Annotated in this window: 19 protein-coding genes; 11 read left to right on the top strand and 8 right to left on the bottom strand. The window is 72.9% G+C overall.

Annotated features, from left to right (window positions below):
• Nucleotides 1-74: 74 nt before the first annotated feature.
• From CHF15_RS31915 to ddaH, 3 genes are all read left to right on the top strand, one after another.
• Complete coding sequence (locus CHF15_RS31915) at nucleotides 75-1,046, top strand: ArsR family transcriptional regulator (protein WP_089227378.1); 972 nt, start codon at nucleotides 75-77, stop codon at nucleotides 1,044-1,046.
• A 15-nt stretch (nucleotides 1,047-1,061) separates the two neighbouring features.
• A complete protein-coding gene (locus tag CHF15_RS31910) occupies nucleotides 1,062-1,565 on the top strand; it encodes an Lrp/AsnC family transcriptional regulator (protein ID WP_089227377.1) in 504 nt (167 codons plus the stop codon).
• 123 nt (nucleotides 1,566-1,688) lie between these two features.
• Nucleotides 1,689-2,525, top strand: coding sequence for a dimethylargininase (gene ddaH, locus CHF15_RS31905; RefSeq protein ID WP_089227435.1), 837 nt, complete (start codon nucleotides 1,689-1,691; stop codon nucleotides 2,523-2,525).
• Between the two features lie 58 nt (nucleotides 2,526-2,583).
• Here ddaH and CHF15_RS31900 read toward each other — a convergent pair whose 3' ends face one another.
• The gene (locus CHF15_RS31900) at nucleotides 2,584-3,000 is read right to left on the bottom strand and encodes a PaaI family thioesterase (RefSeq protein ID WP_089227376.1); all 417 of its coding nucleotides are present in this window, start codon (nucleotides 2,998-3,000) and stop codon (nucleotides 2,584-2,586) included.
• A 38-nt stretch (nucleotides 3,001-3,038) separates the two neighbouring features.
• The gene (locus tag CHF15_RS31895; RefSeq protein WP_089227375.1) at nucleotides 3,039-4,631 is read right to left on the bottom strand and encodes an MFS transporter; all 1,593 of its coding nucleotides are present in this window, start codon (nucleotides 4,629-4,631) and stop codon (nucleotides 3,039-3,041) included.
• 98 nt (nucleotides 4,632-4,729) lie between these two features.
• On the opposite strand from CHF15_RS31895, the gene CHF15_RS31890 reads away from it, so the two are divergent.
• Complete coding sequence (locus CHF15_RS31890; RefSeq protein ID WP_089227374.1) at nucleotides 4,730-5,215, top strand: winged helix-turn-helix transcriptional regulator; 486 nt, start codon at nucleotides 4,730-4,732, stop codon at nucleotides 5,213-5,215.
• 68 nt (nucleotides 5,216-5,283) lie between these two features.
• Nucleotides 5,284-5,805, top strand: a complete 522-nt coding sequence (locus CHF15_RS31885; RefSeq protein ID WP_245939142.1) for a hypothetical protein — start codon at nucleotides 5,284-5,286, stop codon at nucleotides 5,803-5,805.
• A 25-nt stretch (nucleotides 5,806-5,830) separates the two neighbouring features.
• Here the strand turns inward: CHF15_RS31885 and CHF15_RS31880 are convergent, their stop codons facing one another.
• Nucleotides 5,831-6,862: a LacI family DNA-binding transcriptional regulator gene (locus CHF15_RS31880; RefSeq protein ID WP_179280058.1), complete on the bottom strand. Its 1,032-nt coding sequence runs from the start codon at nucleotides 6,860-6,862 to the stop codon at nucleotides 5,831-5,833.
• 443 nt (nucleotides 6,863-7,305) lie between these two features.
• Here CHF15_RS31880 and CHF15_RS31875 point away from each other — a divergent pair, with 443 nt between their 5' ends.
• The 3 genes from CHF15_RS31875 to CHF15_RS31865 all read left to right on the top strand — a co-directional run bounded on the left by CHF15_RS31875 (nucleotide 7,306) and on the right by CHF15_RS31865 (nucleotide 11,067).
• Entirely contained in the window at nucleotides 7,306-8,550 is a 1,245-nt protein-coding gene (locus CHF15_RS31875; RefSeq protein ID WP_089227373.1) for a glycoside hydrolase 5 family protein, read from the top strand.
• A gap of 163 nt (nucleotides 8,551-8,713) precedes the next feature.
• On the top strand, nucleotides 8,714-10,117 hold the full coding sequence (gene sthA / locus CHF15_RS31870) for a Si-specific NAD(P)(+) transhydrogenase (protein WP_089227372.1): 1,404 nt from the start codon (nucleotides 8,714-8,716) through the stop codon (nucleotides 10,115-10,117).
• Nucleotides 10,118-10,275: 158 nt separating this feature from the next.
• A complete protein-coding gene (locus CHF15_RS31865; protein ID WP_089227371.1) occupies nucleotides 10,276-11,067 on the top strand; it encodes a class I SAM-dependent DNA methyltransferase in 792 nt (263 codons plus the stop codon).
• Nucleotides 11,068-11,109: 42 nt separating this feature from the next.
• Here CHF15_RS31865 and CHF15_RS31860 read toward each other — a convergent pair whose 3' ends face one another.
• A complete protein-coding gene (locus tag CHF15_RS31860; RefSeq protein ID WP_089227370.1) occupies nucleotides 11,110-11,370 on the bottom strand; it encodes an acyl carrier protein in 261 nt (86 codons plus the stop codon).
• A gap of 75 nt (nucleotides 11,371-11,445) precedes the next feature.
• Nucleotides 11,446-12,378 carry a 2-dehydropantoate 2-reductase gene (locus CHF15_RS31855; RefSeq protein ID WP_089227369.1) on the bottom strand — a complete coding sequence of 311 codons (933 nt, stop codon included), beginning with the start codon at nucleotides 12,376-12,378 and terminating at the stop codon, nucleotides 11,446-11,448.
• 62 nt (nucleotides 12,379-12,440) lie between these two features.
• Between CHF15_RS31855 and CHF15_RS31850 the strand changes: the two genes are divergently transcribed.
• Nucleotides 12,441-13,076 (top strand): CGNR zinc finger domain-containing protein, encoded by a 636-nt coding sequence (locus tag CHF15_RS31850; protein WP_089227368.1) that lies wholly within the window; start codon nucleotides 12,441-12,443, stop codon nucleotides 13,074-13,076.
• A gap of 8 nt (nucleotides 13,077-13,084) precedes the next feature.
• On the opposite strand, the gene CHF15_RS31845 is transcribed toward CHF15_RS31850, so the two are convergent.
• From CHF15_RS31845 to CHF15_RS31835, 3 genes are all read right to left on the bottom strand, one after another.
• Nucleotides 13,085-13,984 carry a LysR family transcriptional regulator gene (locus tag CHF15_RS31845; RefSeq protein WP_089227367.1) on the bottom strand — a complete coding sequence of 300 codons (900 nt, stop codon included), beginning with the start codon at nucleotides 13,982-13,984 and terminating at the stop codon, nucleotides 13,085-13,087.
• Between the two features lie 137 nt (nucleotides 13,985-14,121).
• Nucleotides 14,122-15,081: an NAD(P)-dependent oxidoreductase gene (locus tag CHF15_RS31840; protein ID WP_089227432.1), complete on the bottom strand. Its 960-nt coding sequence runs from the start codon at nucleotides 15,079-15,081 to the stop codon at nucleotides 14,122-14,124.
• Nucleotides 15,082-15,567: 486 nt separating this feature from the next.
• Nucleotides 15,568-16,029, bottom strand: coding sequence for an ATP-binding protein (locus CHF15_RS31835; protein WP_089227366.1), 462 nt, complete (start codon nucleotides 16,027-16,029; stop codon nucleotides 15,568-15,570).
• 173 nt (nucleotides 16,030-16,202) lie between these two features.
• Here CHF15_RS31835 and CHF15_RS31830 point away from each other — a divergent pair, with 173 nt between their 5' ends.
• Both CHF15_RS31830 and CHF15_RS31825 read left to right on the top strand, forming a co-directional pair.
• Nucleotides 16,203-16,439 carry a DUF397 domain-containing protein gene (locus CHF15_RS31830; protein ID WP_018559317.1) on the top strand — a complete coding sequence of 79 codons (237 nt, stop codon included), beginning with the start codon at nucleotides 16,203-16,205 and terminating at the stop codon, nucleotides 16,437-16,439.
• Nucleotides 16,440-16,528: 89 nt separating this feature from the next.
• Nucleotides 16,529-17,437: a helix-turn-helix domain-containing protein gene (locus CHF15_RS31825; RefSeq protein WP_089227365.1), complete on the top strand. Its 909-nt coding sequence runs from the start codon at nucleotides 16,529-16,531 to the stop codon at nucleotides 17,435-17,437.
• Nucleotides 17,438-17,455: the final 18 nt, after the last annotated feature.

The raw sequence follows: 17,455 nt of genomic DNA, 5'->3' as shown, positions 1-17,455 counted from the left end.
GGACCCGAGTCTCGGCGGCGCCGGATCGGGCGGTTAATGTTTCGCGCGAGCGCGAAAGGTGAGGAGGGCGGGGCATGGGCTGGTGGGTGGTGAACGCGGAGACGCTGGTGGGCAGCCGGTTCGTCGTCTCCCCGCTGGCCGAGGCCATCGCGGCCCTCAAGCTGCTCGACCGGGGCACGGCCGCGCACCCCGGGGAGCGCGGCTGGCTCGGCGCGCACCTGCCGGCGTACCGGGAGCGGCTGGCCGCCGACCCGGTGACCGGGCTGCTGGTGCGTGCCGCTCTGGGGCGCACCTGGAACGCCGACTTCCTGACTCCCACGCCTTCCGGCGAGGGCGCTCCCGGCTTCGAGGAGGAGCTGGAGCGGATCCGGGAGACCCCGCCGGACGCCGCCCGTGAGCATCTGTCCGTGTCGCTCGGCGGTCCGCTCCCCGACCCGCTGCGCCGCGCGGACCTGCCGGAGCGCGCGGCGGACCTCGTCGCCTGGGTGTGGACGCACACGGTGCTGCCGGAGTGGCCGCGCCGCAGGCGGGTCATCGAGGCCGACATCGTGGCGCGCACCGCCCAACTGGGCCGCGGCGGCTGGGCGGAGGCGCTGGACGACATGCGCCGGGGGATGCGCTGGCTCGGCGAGGGCCGGTTGCAGATCAACACGCGGGACTACCCGCCGCGCGACCTGTCCGGCGCCCGGCTGATGTTCGTGCCCGTCACCCCGCGCACCGGCTGGGTGTCCTGGGACGAGCCCGTGCGGTACGCGGTGGTCTACCCGTGCTCGGGGGCGCTGGCCGAGGCGGGCCGGCAGCGCGTTCCCGAGGCGCTGGGCGCGCTGCTCGGCCCGGCGCGCGCGGCCGTCCTGGTGCTGCTCGCGACGCCGATGAGCACCACCCAGCTGGTCGCGCTGACCGGCCAGGGGCTGGGTTCGGTGGGACGTCATCTGAAAGTGCTGCTCGACGCCCGTCTGGTGCGGCGCCGGCGGGCGGGGCGTTCCGTGCTCTACTACCGGACGGAGACCGGCGACGCCCTGGTCGCGGCCCAGCAGGACGGCTGAGGGAAGGAGCGGGGCATGGTCCACAGACCCGTGCCGTTCGACGAGCTCGACCGCAAGATCGTCGCGGCTCTGATCGCGAACGCCAGGACGAGTTTCGCCGAGATCGGCGCGGACATCGGCCTGTCGGCCACCGCCGTCAAGCGGCGGGTGGACCGGCTGCGCGAGTCCGGGATCATCACCGGGTTCACCGCCACCGTCCGGCCCGCGGCCCTCGGGTGGCGGACGGAGGCGTACGTGGAGGTGTACTGCGAGGGCGCGGCGCCGCCCCGGCGGCTGGCCGAGGTCGTCAGGAACCACCCGGAGATCACGGCGGCGATGACGGTGACCGGGGGCGCGGACGCCCTGCTGCACGTCCGGGCGACCGACGTCGAGCACTTCGAGGAGGTCCTGGAGCGGATCAGGACCGAGCCCTTCATCCGGAAGACGATCAGTTACATGGTGCTGTCGCACCTGCTGCCCGACAGTCCGGAGGCGGGGGCGGCGCGGCCCGCCGCGGAGGGCGCAGCAGACCTGCGTTGAAGGGCTGTTCGACGCAGCATCGCTGCGTGTGCGCGCAGCGTCCGGATCTTGTCGCCCACGGCCCCCGATTCCTACCGTTGAGCCGTTCCCCCGGCCTTGCCGCAGGAAGCGGAGGAGTTCGCCGTGCCCGAGAACCGTGTGGCCCGCCCCCGGCGTTATCTGGTCTGCCCGCCGGACCACTTCGATGTGCGCTACGCGATCAACCCGTGGATGCGGGAGGGCGTGCGGGTCGACACCGCCCTCGCCCGTGAGCAGTGGGCCGCGCTGGTGCGGGCCTACCGGGAGCACGGTCACACGGTGGAGTCCGTCGAGCCGGTCCCGGGGCTGCCCGACATGGTGTTCGCCGCCAACTCGGCGCTCGTGGTGGAGGGGCGGGTGTTCGGCTCGTCCTTCCACGCGCCCGAACGCCGCCCGGAGGCCGAGGAGTACGCGGCCTGGTTCAAGGCGGCGGGTTTCGACGTGCACCGCCCGGTGTCGGTCTGCGAGGGGGAGGGCGACCTGGTGCCGGTCGGCGGTTTCGTCCTGGCCGGTACGGGCTTCCGCACCGTCCGGGCGGCGCACCACGAGGTGCAGGAGTTCCTCGGTGTGCCGACGATCGGCCTGCAGCTGGTGGACCCGCGCTTCTACCACCTGGACACCGCGCTGTTCGTCCTCGACGACGGGGCCGCGGGCGGGCCGGCGAACATCGCGTACCACCCGGAGGCGTTCTCCCCCGGCAGCCGCGAGGTGCTGCGCCGGATGTTCCCGGACGCGGTCGTCGCCACCGCGGACGACGCGCTGGCGTTCGGCCTCAACTCGGTGTCGGACGGGCTCCACGTGTTCGTGGCCCCCGCCGCGACGGGGCTGGCCGAGCAGCTCGCGGGGCGGGGCTACGTGCCCGTCCCCGTCGACCTCACGGAGTTCCACAAGGCCGGCGGGGGCATCAAGTGCTGCACACAGGAGATCCGCCCGGCGCCCTGAAGGGCGGGAACGGGGCCGCCGCCCGGCTTCCCTGCGCCCCGGGGCTCCCTGCCCGCCGTCAGACGGGCAGGGAGCGGTTGAACAGCCGCACCTGGCCGCGGGCTATCGGCCGGCCCGCCGCGTCGGTGATCACCGCCAGCCACAACTGCAGGCTCCGGCCCTGCTGGAGCGGGGTGCCGCGGACGTCGAGGCGGCCCCTGACGTACGGGAGCAGGAAGTCGGTCTGGTTGCCGACGCCGACGGCGAACCGGCCCTCGGACCGCACGGCGTAGGAGGCGCCGACGCTCGCCACGCTCTCGATGACGGTGGAGTAGAGGCCGCCGTGGGTGATCCCCCACGGGGTGTGGTGCTCCTCGGTGGCCTCCAGGTGGGCGGTGACCTCCTGCGCGCTGATCTTGTCGTAGTGCAGTCCGACGGCGCGCAGGAAGGCTCCTGCGGCCTCAGGGTCGAGGTCCGGTTCGGTGGTCTCCGTCATCGTGGCTCTCTCCTGTTCGTCCTGTGACGCGGGCGGGGTCAGTGGGCCTGCTGCGGGGCGGGCCGGTTGCCGACCAGCACGAGGGCGGCGACGGCGGCGGCCGCCAGGCCCACGCCGGGGATGAGCACGGCCAGGTGCAGGGCTCCGGTGAAGGCGCCGCCGACGGCCTCGGTGACGGTGTCCCGGAGCCCGGCCGGCAGGGTGGAACCCTGGGCACCGGTGCCGACGGCCTGGGTCACCTGGTCGGCGAGGCGGGAGGGGACGCCGCGGTCGGAGAGTTCGCCGGGCAGCCGGGAGGCGAGGCCGCTGGTGAGCACGGTGCCGGTGACGGTCGCCCCGAGCGTGCCGCCGACCTGGCGGAAGAGGTTGACGGTGCCGCTGGCCATGCCGCCGTCGGTCTGCGGCACGCTGATGACGGCCACGGCCGTGCTCGGCGGCAGGACCAGGCCCGCGCCGGCACCGAACATCGCCATCAGCAGCACGATCACCTCCGTCGACGAGGTGGGCGTCTGGACCGTCATCAGCAGGGTACCCGCCGAGGCGAGCAGGGCGCCGATGCCCAGGGTCGCCTTGAAGCCGATGCGGCGGGCGATCGCCGCGGCCACGTAGCTGACCAGCACGTAGGAGCCCATCAGCGGCAGGAGCAGCAGGCCCGCGTCGAGGATGGACTCGTGCCGGATCCGCTCGAAGTACAGCACCTGGGCGAAGGCGGTGGCCACGAAGGCGTACTGGGCGACCATCGCGACGACGTTGGCCGTGGCGAAGGAGCGGCCGCGGAAGAGCCGCAGCTTGAGCATGGGCGTGGGGGTGCGCGCCTCGTGGACGACGAAGGCGGCGAGCGAGGCGGCGGCGACCGCGAAGGCCGTGATCGCGTGGGTGGTGCCGAAGCCGGTGTGGCCGCCCTCGACGAGGCCGTAGTTCAGCGCGCCGATGGCGAGCACCGCGAGCACGAGACCGGGCGGGTCGAGGTGGCGTCCGGGCTGCCGGCTCTCGGTGACGAACCGGGGCGTCAGCACCAGGACCAGCACCGCCAGGACGACGTTGACCAGGAACACCGCGTGCCAGGACCAACGCTCGAGGATCAGCCCCGCGGCCACCGGCCCGAAGGCCAGGCCTATGCCGGAGACGGCGACCCAGATGCCGACGGCCCGGGTCCGGGCGTGCGGCTCCGCGAACATGCCCGTCACCAGGGACAGGCTGTTCGGCAGGATGGCGGCGCCGCCGAGGCCCATGAGGGCCTGGCCGACGATGACGCCCGAGGCTCCCGAGGCCAGTGAGGTGACGAGGCTGCCGCCGCCGAGCAGCACCATGCCGAGGGCGAAGACGCGCCGGCGGCCGAAGCGGTCGCCGACGGTCCCGGCGGAGAGCACGAAGCTGGCCACCATCATCGAGTAGATCCCGGCGATCCACACCAGCTGGGCGCCGGACACCCGCAGGTCCTGCTGGAGCGGGGCGAGGACGGCGGTGGTCTGGGTGATGTTCACGAACATCGCCATCTGGCCGAGGCTCGCGACGACGAAGCCGATCCACCGCTTCCTCGCCTCCCCCGCTTCCGGTGTCCTCACGATGGTCGCGGCGTCGGACGCACCCGCACTGACGGCCTGGTCCGTGGCGGCGCTCGGGCTCCTCATGAGCTGTTCCCTTCCCGGCTGAGTTCGACTTTCGAACCTAGCTGACGGGCACGCTACCACGCCTGAGTTCTATCTGAGAACTCAGGTAGGATCCGAGCATGGAATACCTCGACCAGGACACCTCGAACTGCTCCGTCGGGCGGGCCGTCGGGCTCGTCGGCCAGTCCTGGGTGCTGCTCATCCTTCGCGATGTCACCCGCGGGATCAGGCGCTTCAGCGACCTCCAGGACCACCTCGGTGTCTCCCGCTCGGTGCTGGCGGACCGGCTGGGCGGCCTGGTCGACCACGGGCTCCTCGAACTGCACACGTACCAGGAGCCCGGCGCCCGGCGGCGTGCCGAGTACGTGCTCACCGAGAAGGGCCGGGACCTCTACCCGCTGCTCACCTCGCTGCGGCAGTGGGGCGACAAGTACCTCGCCGACCCCGAGGGCCCGGCTCTGCTGGCCACCCACCACGACTGCGGCGCGCCCGTACGGGCCCGGCTGGTCTGCGACGAGGGCCATGTGATCGGCGCCCCCGAAGAGGTCGACCGCACCCCGGGCCCCAGCGCCCGGCCCCGCCCCACCGCGGACGTACCGGCCTGAGCGGACCCGCGCCGCACGCGGGACGCGGGCATGCCCGCTGTCAGACCGGCGCCCTACCGTGAGGCGGGATGATCGCTGACGATGGGAGACAGGCGATGGGCGCCACCGGCTGGGACTACGTCACGCCGTACCGCGGGAGCGTCGAAGCCACGCTCGAAGGGCTGCACGAGCAGGTCTTCCAGGAGCTCTACGGCGACGGTGAGGAGTATCGCGATCGCGCGGAGCTCTACGCCGACGAGTCGATGGCGGACTCGGGCACCCACTCGATATTGGACGTCCACCGCATCGTCGACACACCCGCGGGCCCCGGCAGGGGCGACTGGGACTACTGCACGCTGCGCCCGCTGCGCCCCGAAAGGCTGGTGCACCACTTCGGGACGGCAGAGCCGACCCCACAGCAGTTCGAGGACGCCATGGCGCGTGCCAAGGACCCCTCCTCCCTCAGGTCACGTAGGTCACGCAGGTCAAGAAGAGCTGAGGACACGACTCTGATCCACGAGCAGGAGCTGCGCTGGACCGGGCACTATGTGCTTCTCCACTCGGACGGAGAACCCACGCACGTCGGCTTCTTCGGCATATCCGGAGACTGACCGCCCGACGTGCCCGGCCGGGCGCTCAGCCGCGCAGCGGCGGCGCCGTGCTGTCGCGGACGACGAGTTCCGGGGTCGGCTGGGCCACGTCACGGGCCGGGCGGCCGCCGAGCAGGCCGACGAGTTCCTCCGCCGCGCGCCGGCCGAAGGCCGTCGCGTCGCGGTCAAGTGCGGTCAGGCGGGGGTGCGTGGCGCGGCAGAGCGCCGAGTCCTCCCAGGCGACGACGGACAGGTCGCGCGGCACGGACAGGCCCATGCCGAGCGCCACACCGGCGCCCGCGACCGCCATCACGTCGTTGTCGTAGATGATCGCCGTGGGCGGCTCGGGCCCGGCCAGCGCGAGGCGGGTGGCCTCGGCACCCTGGCCCTCGGAGTAGTCGGTCGTGACCGAGCGGACCGCTGACATCCCCAGGCTCGCCGCCCCGGCCCGCAGCGAGGCGACCCGGCGCGTGGTGTGCGCCAGACCGGCCAGGCCCGCGACGTGCACGACACGGCGGTGGCCCAGCCCCGCGAGGTGCTCGACGATCGCGCCCATGGCGGCCGCGTCGTCCACCCGGACGGTGGAGATCACCGGGTACGGGACGGGCTCCTGCGGCTCGCGGTCGACTTCGCGGCCGCCGACCACCACCGCGGGCAGGCCCAGGGAGTCCAGCAGGGCCGGCCGGGGATCGCCGATCCGCGGATCCACCACGATGACCCCGTCGACCCGCTGCTCGGCCCACCACCTGCGGTAGACGGCGCACTCCTCCTCCGCTCCCGCGACCACCCGGAAGAGCAGGCCGAGGTGGCGTTCGGAGAGCACCTCCTGGATGCCCGAGACGAGTTGGAGGAAGAACGACTCGATGCCCAGTGAGCTCGCCGGGCGGGCGAGCACCAGGCCCACGGTCGCGGCGCCCTCCCCCGACAGGGCCCGCGCGGCGGTGCTGGCCCGCCAGCCGAGCTGGTCGGCGACCCTGCGCACCCGGCTGCGGGTGGTCTCGGAGACCCCGGGGCGGTCGTTGAGGGCGAAGGACACGGCGCTCTCGGAGACGCCGGCCCGCCGGGCGATGTCCTTCATCGTGGGGCGCCGGGCGGGGACGCGCCGTCCGGTCCGGGCAGCGGGCGGCGGCTCCACCGGTGGCTCGTGCGCCGCGATCGTGGGCCCCCTCAGGATCGTCCGCGTGACGTCGTGCGCGCCGGGCCCCGGGCGGCGCGACGCGCGCACCAGTATCCCCCAGCCGGGGAAGGCCGCGTACTAAAGCGCTTGAGCGACGCGTCCCTAAAGCGCATTAGTGCTGACGCCCGAATTCCGGCCGCACACCGTTGACCTGCTACTTCTTCACCCCAAGGAACAAGTGAGAGAGGCGAGTTGACTTTCCCGGGGCGCGGTGCCACCTTGTCGTGGGCGCGCGGCGGCGACTCCCCCAGCCGCGCCGGTCACGGGACGGATCCCCCGACCGCCCCGCGACCACCGGCCTGCCGCCGCGCGCCCGCCCAGCTCGTACGAACACGGGAACCGCCATGACACCGCGCTTCGGCGTCAACTACACGCCCAGCCAAGGCTGGTTCCACCACTGGCTCGACTTCGACATCGACGCCGTCCGTGCCGATCTGGACTCCGTCGCCCGCCTCGGTCTGGACCACATCCGGGTCTTCCCCCTGTGGCCGCTGTTCCAGCCCAACCGCACCCTGATCCGGCCGCGCGCCGTCGAGCAGCTGGTCGCGCTGGTGGACGCCGCGGCCGAACACGGCCTGGACGTCAACGTGGACGGCCTGCAGGGCCACCTGTCGAGCTTCGACTTCCTGCCCTCCTGGACGGCCACCTGGCACCGCCGGAACATCTTCACCGACCCGGACGTCGTCGCCGCCGAGGCCGAGTACCTGCGCACCCTCGCCGCCGCGCTCGCCGACCGGCCCAACTTCCTCGGCATGACGGTCGGCAACGAGATCAACCAGTTCTCCGGCCCGCCGCACCCGGACCCGGACCCCATCGGTCCGGCCGAGGCGGACGCCTGGCTGCGCCTCATGCTCGACGCCTGCGAGCGGGGCGCGCCCGGCAAGCTCCACCTGCACGCCGAGTACGACGCCGCCTGGTACCAGGACGACCACGCCTTCACCCCCGCGCAGGCCGCCCGGCTCGGCTTCGCGACCGCCGTCCACTCCTGGGTCTTCAACGGCACGGCCCAGCGTCACGGCCACGCCGGCGTCGCCACCGAGCACCACGCGGCGTACATGATCGAGCTGTCCAAGGCGTGGGCCACCGATCCGCACCGCCCGGTCTGGCTGCAGGAGGTCGGCGCCCCCGCGCCCGTGGTGCCGCCCGAGCACGCTGCGGCGTTCGCCACCGCCACCATCGAGGGCGCCCTGGACTGCGCGGACGTGTGGGGGGTGACCTGGTGGTGCTCGCACGACGTCGCCCGGTCGCTCGCCGACTTCCCCGAACTCGAGTACACGCTCGGGCTCCTCACCAACGACCGCGAGATCAAGCCGGCGGGCACCGCCGTGGCCCGTGCCGTGGCGGAGCTGCGCGACCGCGGGTACGCGCCGCGGCCCCGGACGACCGCGCTCGTCGTCGACGTGGGCGACAGCCTGACGGCCCCCCGGCGGGCCGGCTGCGCCCCCGGCGGCGAGGTGTTCGAGGCCTGGGCCGCGCTGACCGCTCAGGGCGTACGGCCCGCCCTGGTGCTGGCCGACCGGGCCGCGGACGCCGAGCACCTGGCCGCCCGCGGCATCACCGAGGTCGTCACCCCCGCCCAGGCCCGCTGAAACCCCACCGCTGGACCCCGGCCCGGCCGGACCCCGCATACCCCGTCCCCCGGCGGGCCCCCGGGCACGGGTCACGTACCCGTGCCGGGGGGCTCGGGGATGCTCCCGGCCGCATCTCCGTCAGCCCTTTCCCGGGGGCGCCGTGGCCTGACAGACTCGTCCGGTGACCGAATTCGACCTGCTCGTCATCGGATCCGGCCCGGGTGGCCAGAAGGCCGCCATCGCCGCGGCCAAGCTGGGCCGCCGGGTCGCCGTCGTCGACCGCCCCGACATGGTCGGCGGGGTCTCCATCCACACCGGCACCATCCCGTCCAAGACCCTTCGCGAGGCCGTGCTCTACCTGACCGGGCTCACCCAGCGGGATCTGTACGGCCAGAGTTACCGCCTCAAGGAGGACATCACCATCGCGGACCTCACCGCGCGCACCCAGCACGTGGTCAGCCGCGAGGTGGACGTGATCCGCAGTCAGCTCTCCCGCAACCGCGTCACCATGCTCACCGGGACCGGCCGCTTCACCGACGACCACACGGTCGCCGTGGAGGACCCGTCCGGCCGCGAGGTGCTGGTGACCGCCGAGAACATCGTCATCGCCACCGGTACCCGCCCGGCCCGCCCGTCGACCGTGGAGTTCGACGACCGCACGGTGATGGACTCCGACAGCGTGCTCAACCTGGACCGGGTGCCGCGCTCCATGGTCATCGTCGGCGCAGGCGTCATCGGCATCGAGTACGCCTCGATGTTCGCGGCGCTGGGCAGCAAGGTGACGGTGGTCGAACAGCGTGACGGGATGCTGGACTTCTGCGACGTCGAGGTGGTCGAGGCGCTCAAGTACCACCTGCGGGACCTCGCCGTGACCTTCCGCTTCGGCGAGACCGTGGCAGCCGTGGAACGGCATCCGACGGGCACCCTCACCGTCCTGCAGAGCGGGAAGAAGATCCCCGCGGACGCCGTCATGTACTCGGCCGGACGGCAGGGCCTCACCGACGCCCTCGACCTCGGCAAGGCGGGACTCGCCGCCGACAAGCGGGGCCGCATATCCGTCGACGAGCACTACCGCACCTCCGTGCCCCACATCTACGCCGTCGGCGACGTCATCGGCTTCCCGGCGCTCGCGGCCACCTCCATGGAGCAGGGCCGGCTCGCCGCCTACCACGCCTGCGGCGAACCGGTGAACGCGATGCACGGGCTGCAGCCGATCGGCATCTACACGATCCCGGAGATCAGCTTCGTCGGACGTACGGAGGACCAGCTCACCGACGACAACGTGCCCTTCGAGGTGGGCATCTCGCGCTACCGGGAGCTGGCCCGCGGCCAGATCATCGGCGACTCGCACGGCATGCTGAAGCTGCTGGTGTCGACGGAGGACCGCACCCTGCTGGGCGTCCACTGCTTCGGCACCGGCGCCACCGAGCTGCTGCACATCGGCCAGGCGGTGATGGGCTGCGGCGGCACGGTCGACTACCTGGTCGACGCGGTGTTCAACTACCCGACCCTCGCCGAGTCGTACAAGGTGGCGGCCCTGGACGCCACCAACAAGCTCCGCCAGATCAACCGCCTCACCGGCTGAGCCGGGTCCGTCGTGTGCGGGGCGCCCCCGGCCGGGGGCGCCCCGCACACGTATCCGCACCACCCGTTCGGCGGGGGAACGACGAGGGCGCCGCGTGGCAGCCTCCCGGGAGGGGACGAAAGCACACCCGTCCCGTGACCCTCCGAGGGAGCACCCGCATGGCCACCAGGAAGAACCTCCGGGCCGACCGGACGAGCCTCACCCACAAGGTCGGCTACGCCCTCCGGCACCCCACGCGGGTCGTCGCGCACGCGCGCCGGGCCGCACGGGACCGCTGGCTCGCCCACCGGCACCGCGACCACGTGGCGTACTACCGGGCCGTCATGGCGAGCGACACCGCCCGCGACCCCGAGGCCGCCGTCGGCAGCGGCAGCCACGACCGCTGGCTGGCGCTGGGCGCGATGCAGTTCGACTACCTCCGCGAACACGGCCTGTCGCCGCGGCACCGGCTGCTGGACATCGGCTGCGGCAACCTGCGCGCGGGCCGGCTCCTCATCGACTACCTCGACGCGGGCCACTACTACGGCATCGACATCTCCCCCGACATCCTGATCGCCGCCAAGCGCACCGTGACCGCGCAGGGCCTGCAGCGCAAGCTGCCGTACCTCACGCTCACCCACGACCTGACCTTCGACTTCCTGCCGGACCGCCACTTCGACGTGGTCCACGCGCACAGCGTCTTCTCCCACTCGCCGCTGGAGGTCATCGACGAGTGCCTGGCCCACGTGGCCCGGATCCTGGCCCCGGGCGGGTGGTTCGACTTCACGTTCGACCGCACCGAGGGCAAGGAACACCACGTGCTGCACGAGGACTTCTACTACCGCACCGAGACGCTGGTGGGGCTGGCCGCCCGGCACGGGCTGCGCGCCCGCTTCATGGACGACTGGGAGCTGCGCGGGCACGGCCAGTCGAAGATCCGCGTCCACGCGGCCGCCGCCGCTTCCGCCTGAGGGGATCCGGGGCCGTACGGGACACCCCGCGGAGCACGGGCGTCAGGGGGCCTCCGCGGCCTCCTGCTCGGCGCGCTTGCCGGCGACGTGCTCGACCAGGTCCCGTACGGTGCCCATCCGCTCGACCTCGTCGGCGAGCAGCATCACGCCGACCTCGCGCTCGACGGCGTCGGCGGCACGCTGCTTGGCCCGGTCGCCCAGGCTCAGCTGGGCGAAGGTCGTGTCCGGCCCGATCTCCTCCGGCGCCACGTGCGCGCACCCGGCGACCACCCTGCGCACGATCCCGGCGACGTCCTCGGCCATGTTCCCTCTCCCCTCCGGTGACTGCCCGGTACGTCTACCCCGCCGGCGGCGCAGGACGCACCCGGCCGCGGTCGGTCACGGCAGGCGCGGCCGGCCGGGCACGTAGGGCGCGAGGATGTCGGCCAGGGTGCGGTTGCGGGGGGTGGGGACGCCCAGCTCCCGGCCGAGGTCGGCGACGCCTCCGCTGAGCCAGGGCAGTTCCAGGCGGTTGCCCCGCTCCAGGTCGTTGTGCATGGAGGAGGTCATCGTGGCGGGCAACGTGTCGCAGAAGGCCAGTTGCTCGTCGACGAAGGACTCCTCCAGGCGTACGCCCGAGGCCCGGCCGACGGCGACGGCCTCCGCCATGACGTCGCGCAGCAGCCCGCGTGTCGCGGGGTCGGCACGGACGACGCCGATCGGCTGCCGCACGGCCGACGTGGTGCCCGACAGCCCCGTGAGGAACACGAACTTCTCCCACACGACCCGGGCGATGTCGGCGCTGACCTCCGCGTCGACGCCGGCCTTCTCGCACACCGCGCGGAACTCCTCCGCCCGGGCGGTCCCCTCCCCGTCGTACGGACCGAAGACCAGCTTCTGCATCGTCCCGCGGTGGGAGACGACGCCGGGCTCCTCGATGACTGCGGAGATGTAGCAGACCCCGCCCCACACCGCCTCGGGCGGCAGGTGGCGGCGCAAAACGGTGTCCTTCCGGACGCCGTTCTGCAGGGAGATCACGCGCGCGCCCGCTTCGGCCAGGCCGCGCAGTCGTTCCGCGACGTCCTCGGTGTCCCACAACTTGACCGCGACCAGCACCACGTCGACGGGGCCGACGTCGCCGATGTCCGGCACGAACCGGTCGGCCGGTGCCCGGAACTCCCCCAGCGGACTGCGGACGACCAGGCCGCCGTTGGCACGGATCGCCTCCAGATGCCTGCCGCGGGCGACGAAGGTGACCTCGTTGCCCGCCTGCGCGAGACGGGTGCCGAAGTAGCCCCCGACACCGCCCGCTCCCACGACCGCTATGCGCATGGCATGTCCCTTCCCGGTTCGGCCGATGGCTTGGTGACCGTCTTCAGGGTTACTATTGTCACATGAGCGAGCGCGCACCGGCCACTCCCCGCACCCGCGTCACGGCCAGGGCCCGTGAACTGCGCTTCGACGGCGGCTCGCTGTCGCTCGACCTCGTCGCCACCGTGGGCCGCCGCCCGAGCACCCCCGTGGAGCGACTGGGCGACCACGACCGGCTCCGCGCCTGGTGCCACGGCACCGGCCTGACCGTGCGGGACGGCGAGGACCCGACGGCCCTGCTCGGAGCCCTCCACGAACTGCGCTCCGCCGCCACCGACGTCGCCACCGCGGCCGTGGGCGGCCGCGCGCCCCGACCGGAATCCGTCCGTCGGCTCAACGACCTGGCGCGCGTCGAGCCGCCGGCACCCCGTCTCCGCGTCGACTCCGAGGGGCGTCCGGCCGCCGGCACGGAACCGCTGTCCTCCGCCCAACTGCTCTCGGTCGTCGCCCGCGACCTGATCGCCCTGGTGACCGACCCCCGCCTGCGGGACCGGCTGCGCACCTGCGCGGCGGAGGTCTGCGGCATGGTCTACCTCGACCCCGGCAACGGAAAGCCGCGCAAGTGGTGCTCCATGGAGCGCTGCGGCAACAACGCCAAGGCCGCCCGGCACCGGCACCGTGCCGCCGCGTCCGGGGCGGCGTCCACGCCCTCGCCGTAGCCGGACGCCTACGGCGAGGCCGGCTGCTCGAAGGCGGCGATGAAATGGCCGAGGTCGCGCCGGCGGCAGCTGGACGGCCACACGGCCCAGGTCCTGCGGACCAGGGGGTCTCCGACCAGCGGCGACCACATGACGGTCTCGGGGATCGGCTGCGCCCAGTTCGGCGGGGCCAGCGCGAACGCCCGCCCCGTGATCACGGCCGCCAGCTTCACCTCCGCGATCAGCGGCTCCACCGCATCCGTCTCGGGACCCACGTCCAGACCGTGGCTGCGCAGCACCGAGGTCAGCTCGTCCCACCAGGCGGGACTGCCGGCGCGGGGGAAGCCGACCCACTCCAGCCCCGCCAGGGCCTCCAGACGTACGCCGTGCGGGCCGGCGAGTTCGGCCGCCTGCTCGGCCCCGAGCAGCACCCCGAGGTTCTCCCTGACGACCAGCATCGCGTCGAACTCCGGCCCGGCCGGGCGCTCACGCATCAGCCCGACGTCGAGCTCGTCCGCCTGCAGCGCCTCCAGTTGGGCCGCCGTGGACAGATGGCGGGCCTGCACCCGGGTGTCGGGGTAGGCCCGGGACAGCTCGGTGAGCACCGGGGTGAGCAGGTCGGGCGGCAGCTCCAGCGGAACGCCCAGACGCAGGGTGCCCTCGCCCTGGGAGGTCAGCGCCGCCATCGCCCGTACGGCCTGGTCGTGGCGGGCGAGCACGGCCCGGGCCTCGGAGAGCAGCGTCGCCCCGGCCTCCGTCGTCCGCACCCCTGAACTGGACCGCACCAGGAGTTTGACGCCGAGTTGCCGCTCCAGAGCGGTGACGGTCTGCGACAGCGCCGACTGACTGACGTGCAGCCGCCGCGCCGCGGCCGACATCCCGCCCTCCTCCACGACGGCGACGAAGACACGCAACTCCCGCAGTTCCATCCGGACATCTCACCAACGCGGCGCCCGAAGGCCGCCGCGACAGGCCAGGCGAGTTCCTTATGGCGGAACACGCCGCCCCGTGGGGGTGACGCGCCGGGCGCCCCGGCCCCCGGGAGGTTCCCGGGGGCCGGGGCCGCTCAGTGCGCCGCGGCCATCTGGGGCAGGACGTTCACCAGGGGCTCGCCGTGCGCGTAGCGGTGCAGCTGCTGCGTGATGAAGGCGAGTGAGGCGGGGGTGAAGGCGTCGGTGAAGGCCCCGACGTGCGGGGTGATCAGGACGCCGGGCAGGTACCACAGCGGGTGACCGCTGGGCAGCGGCTCCGGCGCGGTGACGTCCAGGGCGACGCGCAGCCGCCCGCGCCCGGCCTCCCGCACCAGCGCCTGCGTGTCGACGATCTCCCCCCTGGCCACATTGACCAGGACGGCCCGGTCCTTCATCAGGGCGAGGCGGGACGCGTCCATCAGGTCGCGGGTCTCGTCCGTCAGGGGCGCGCACAGTACGACGGCGTCGGCGGAGGGGAGCAGCGAGGAAAGGTCGGCGAACCCGTGCACGTGGCCGTCCGCCGTGTCGCGCGCGGTGCGTGCCAGCCTGACCACCCGGCAGCCGAACGGGGCGAGCCTGGCCGCCACGGCCTTCCCGACCGCGCCCTGGCCGACGACCAGCACCTCCTTGCCGGAGAGCGTGGGGAACACGCGGGGCCGCCACTGGCCCAGGGCGTGCCGGCGGGAGAAGTCGTCGAGGCCGCGCTCGGAGGCCAGGAGCAGTGTCACCGCCAGCTCGGCCGTGGCCTCGCCGTGCACACCGTTGGCCGTGGCGACGCGGCTGCCGGAAGGGAGCAGCCCGAGGAAGGGGGCGAGGTAGTCGTGCCCGGAGCTGAGGACCTGCAGGACCTCCAGCCGCTCGGCACGGCGCAGCAGCCGGTCCAGGATCTCGTGCTGCTTGTCCGGGACGGGCGGGACGACGGCGAACCGTACGTCCCGGGGATCGGACGGGAAGGCCGAAAGGCCGTCCCAGAAGTGGTACGACAGGCTGTCGGGCAGCGGCCCGGGAAATTCACCGGACCGATAGGGGAGCCAGACCGCGCGGCTTTCTTCCATGATTCGCAGTGCTTTTCTGTGGAACTCGGAGAACGGGCGTGCCACGCCGGGCTCCGGGAGCGCCACCCGTCGGACCAGGGGCTTTCCGTCGCGGACGCGTCACGTCCATGGGCCCGGAGCATCTGACATCGTTGTCGCGCGTGAACCTCCGGAACGCTAACACACGGCCGTCCGGCGACTTCGGGCGGAGGGCGGCCGAAATTGGCGGTGCGTCAACGAGAGGTGAATTCCTTTCCCCGGAAAGGCAAAGGCGCGGTCATGAACCGACCTCGGGGACGGAGCGCCGCTGTTGTCCTGGTCACGCCCCACCCGGGGAGTCCGGGTCCGGGTCCGGCCGGTCGGGCGTCCGGGCCGGCGGAACGGAGCGGAGAGCCGTCCGGCCGCGGCGAGGCATCCCCCCGGTGCCCCGCCGCGGCGTTTCCGGCCCCCGTTCCCCCGTTCCCCCGTCCCGCGGCGTCCGTTCTGCGCAACGCCGCGGGGCGGAAGTCACATGGGCGCCGAGATCAGCGCCCAGACGGACTTGCCCGCCTCGTCCGGCGGTGTCCACCCCCAGGACTCGCTGAGCGAGTCGATGATGTGCAGCCCCCGGCCGGTCTCGGCGAACCAGTCCGGCTCCTTCACCACCGGGATGCCCGTGCCGGGGTCGGCGACCGTGCAGAGCACGGCCTCCTCACGGCGGAGCAGACCCAGCCAGACCGGCCGGCTGGACAACGGCGCGTACGCCGGGTCGTCGAGGCCGTAGCGGACGGCGTTGGTGAGCATCTCCGACACCACGATCGAGGCGGTGTCGACGATCGCGAGCATCCCCCAGTTGCTCAGGGTGGCACGCGTGAACTGCCGTGCGGAACCTGCGGCATGGAGGTCACCGCTCAGGCCGCACGCGGCAAAGCGTGACCCTGAGTCCTCGGTCAGGCCGAAGTCGAGGGGGATCGCCGGATGCGTGGTCATCGGGAACTCCGCAGAGCTGTCGGGCGGGGGGCGCGGTGCTGTCTGCGTCCACCACTATCCCCGTCGGATCCCTACCCGTGCAAGCACATCTGCAATTACAGTCGTAAGTGCAAGAGTAAGTACATCTGCACGTGCATCTGCACGTGCAGATGGCGCGTCAAGGAGGCGTAGCCATGCGGGAGTTCGACAACGGCGTACCGGCCACCGACATCGAGGGCGCGGTCTGGAGGAAGAGCGGCCGGAGCAACCCCAGCGGCAACTGCGTCGAGCTGACGGCGCTGCCCGGCGGAGGCTTCGCGATGCGCAACTCCCGGCACCCGGGCGGACCTGCGCTCATCTACACGCGCGCGGAGATCGAGGCCTTCCTCGGCGGCGTGAAGGACGGGGACTTCGATGACATGACGGGCTGACAAAACGTCGGCATGCCATAAGATGCGGCTGTATTCGGGCGCCACTCAGTGAGACACTGGCGGTCCGCCCAGTCACCACGGGAGCCGGCATGACCGCGACGCGGCCGAGCAACGAACCGTCGATAAGGCAGTACCTGGAGCACCCGCGCGGTGGTCCGACGGTTCTGCGTATCGTGCTCGGCACCCAGCTGCGGAGGCTGAGGGAGTCCCGGGGCATCACCCGCGAAGCGGCGGGTGACTCGATCCGCGGCTCCCACGCCAAGATCAGCCGCCTCGAACTGGGCCGCGTCGGCTACAAGGAGCGGGACGTCGCCGACCTCCTGTCCCTCTACGGCGTCACCGACGAGACCGAGCGCGCGGACTTCCTCAAGCTCGCCCGGCAGGCCAACACGCCCGGCTGGTGGCACCGCTACGCCGATGTGCTCCCCGGCTGGTTCGAGACGCTCGTGGGCCTGGAGGAGGCCGCCTCCGTCATCCGTACGTACGAGGTGCAGTTCGTCCCCGGCCTGCTGCAGACCGAGGAGTACGCCCGCGCCGTCATCCGGCTGGGGCACCCCAGGGCGTCCGGGGTCGAGGTCGAGCGCCGGGTGGCGCTGCGCATGGAGCGCCAGCACCTGCTGAACGGGGCCAACCCGCCGAGGCTGTGGGCGGTCGTGGACGAGGCGGCGCTGCGCCGTCCGCTGGGCGGCGCCGAGGTGATGTCGCGCCAGCTCGAGCGGCTCATCGAGGCGGCCGCGATGCCGAACGTGACACTGCAGGTCGCGCCGTTCAGCGTCGGCGGCCTCGCCACCGCGGGCGGACCGGTGACGATCCTGCGTTTCCTGGAGCCGGACCTGCCCGACATCGTCTACCTGGAGCAGCTCACCAGCTCGCTCTACCTGGACAAGCAGGACGACGTCGACAACTACCTGGCCGTCATGGACCGGCTCAGCGCCGAGGCCGAGCCGCCGGTCCGCACGCCGGGCTTCCTGCGCGACTTCCTCAAGCAGCTGTCGTGAGCTGACGCGGGCCCCGGG

The sequence above is a fragment of the Actinacidiphila glaucinigra genome, from assembly GCF_900188405.1.
Lineage (GTDB): Bacteria > Actinomycetota > Actinomycetes > Streptomycetales > Streptomycetaceae > Actinacidiphila > Actinacidiphila glaucinigra.
The sequence above is the reverse complement of the archived record's forward strand: the minus strand, read 5'-3'. Positions and strand labels throughout refer to the sequence as shown.

Bases quoted from the DNA above. Each gene is read 5' to 3' on its own strand.
- CHF15_RS31915 (WP_089227378.1), top strand. From the start codon at position 75: ATGGGCTGGTGGGTGGTGAACGCGGAGACGCTGGTGGGCAGCCGGTTC.
- CHF15_RS31910 (WP_089227377.1), top strand. From the start codon at position 1,062: ATGGTCCACAGACCCGTGCCGTTCGACGAGCTCGACCGCAAGATCGTC.
- CHF15_RS31900 (WP_089227376.1), bottom strand. From the start codon at position 3,000: ATGACGGAGACCACCGAACCGGACCTCGACCCTGAGGCCGCAGGAGCC.
- CHF15_RS31895 (WP_089227375.1), bottom strand. From the start codon at position 4,631: ATGAGGAGCCCGAGCGCCGCCACGGACCAGGCCGTCAGTGCGGGTGCG.
- CHF15_RS31890 (WP_089227374.1), top strand. From the start codon at position 4,730: ATGGAATACCTCGACCAGGACACCTCGAACTGCTCCGTCGGGCGGGCC.
- CHF15_RS31885 (WP_245939142.1), top strand. From the start codon at position 5,284: ATGATCGCTGACGATGGGAGACAGGCGATGGGCGCCACCGGCTGGGAC.
- CHF15_RS31880 (WP_179280058.1), bottom strand. From the start codon at position 6,862: ATGAAGGACATCGCCCGGCGGGCCGGCGTCTCCGAGAGCGCCGTGTCC.
- CHF15_RS31875 (WP_089227373.1), top strand. From the start codon at position 7,306: ATGACACCGCGCTTCGGCGTCAACTACACGCCCAGCCAAGGCTGGTTC.
- CHF15_RS31865 (WP_089227371.1), top strand. From the start codon at position 10,276: ATGGCCACCAGGAAGAACCTCCGGGCCGACCGGACGAGCCTCACCCAC.
- CHF15_RS31860 (WP_089227370.1), bottom strand. From the start codon at position 11,370: ATGGCCGAGGACGTCGCCGGGATCGTGCGCAGGGTGGTCGCCGGGTGC.
- CHF15_RS31855 (WP_089227369.1), bottom strand. From the start codon at position 12,378: ATGCGCATAGCGGTCGTGGGAGCGGGCGGTGTCGGGGGCTACTTCGGC.
- CHF15_RS31850 (WP_089227368.1), top strand. From the start codon at position 12,441: ATGAGCGAGCGCGCACCGGCCACTCCCCGCACCCGCGTCACGGCCAGG.
- CHF15_RS31845 (WP_089227367.1), bottom strand. From the start codon at position 13,984: ATGGAACTGCGGGAGTTGCGTGTCTTCGTCGCCGTCGTGGAGGAGGGC.
- CHF15_RS31840 (WP_089227432.1), bottom strand. From the start codon at position 15,081: ATGGAAGAAAGCCGCGCGGTCTGGCTCCCCTATCGGTCCGGTGAATTT.
- CHF15_RS31835 (WP_089227366.1), bottom strand. From the start codon at position 16,029: ATGACCACGCATCCGGCGATCCCCCTCGACTTCGGCCTGACCGAGGAC.
- CHF15_RS31830 (WP_018559317.1), top strand. From the start codon at position 16,203: ATGCGGGAGTTCGACAACGGCGTACCGGCCACCGACATCGAGGGCGCG.
- CHF15_RS31825 (WP_089227365.1), top strand. From the start codon at position 16,529: ATGACCGCGACGCGGCCGAGCAACGAACCGTCGATAAGGCAGTACCTG.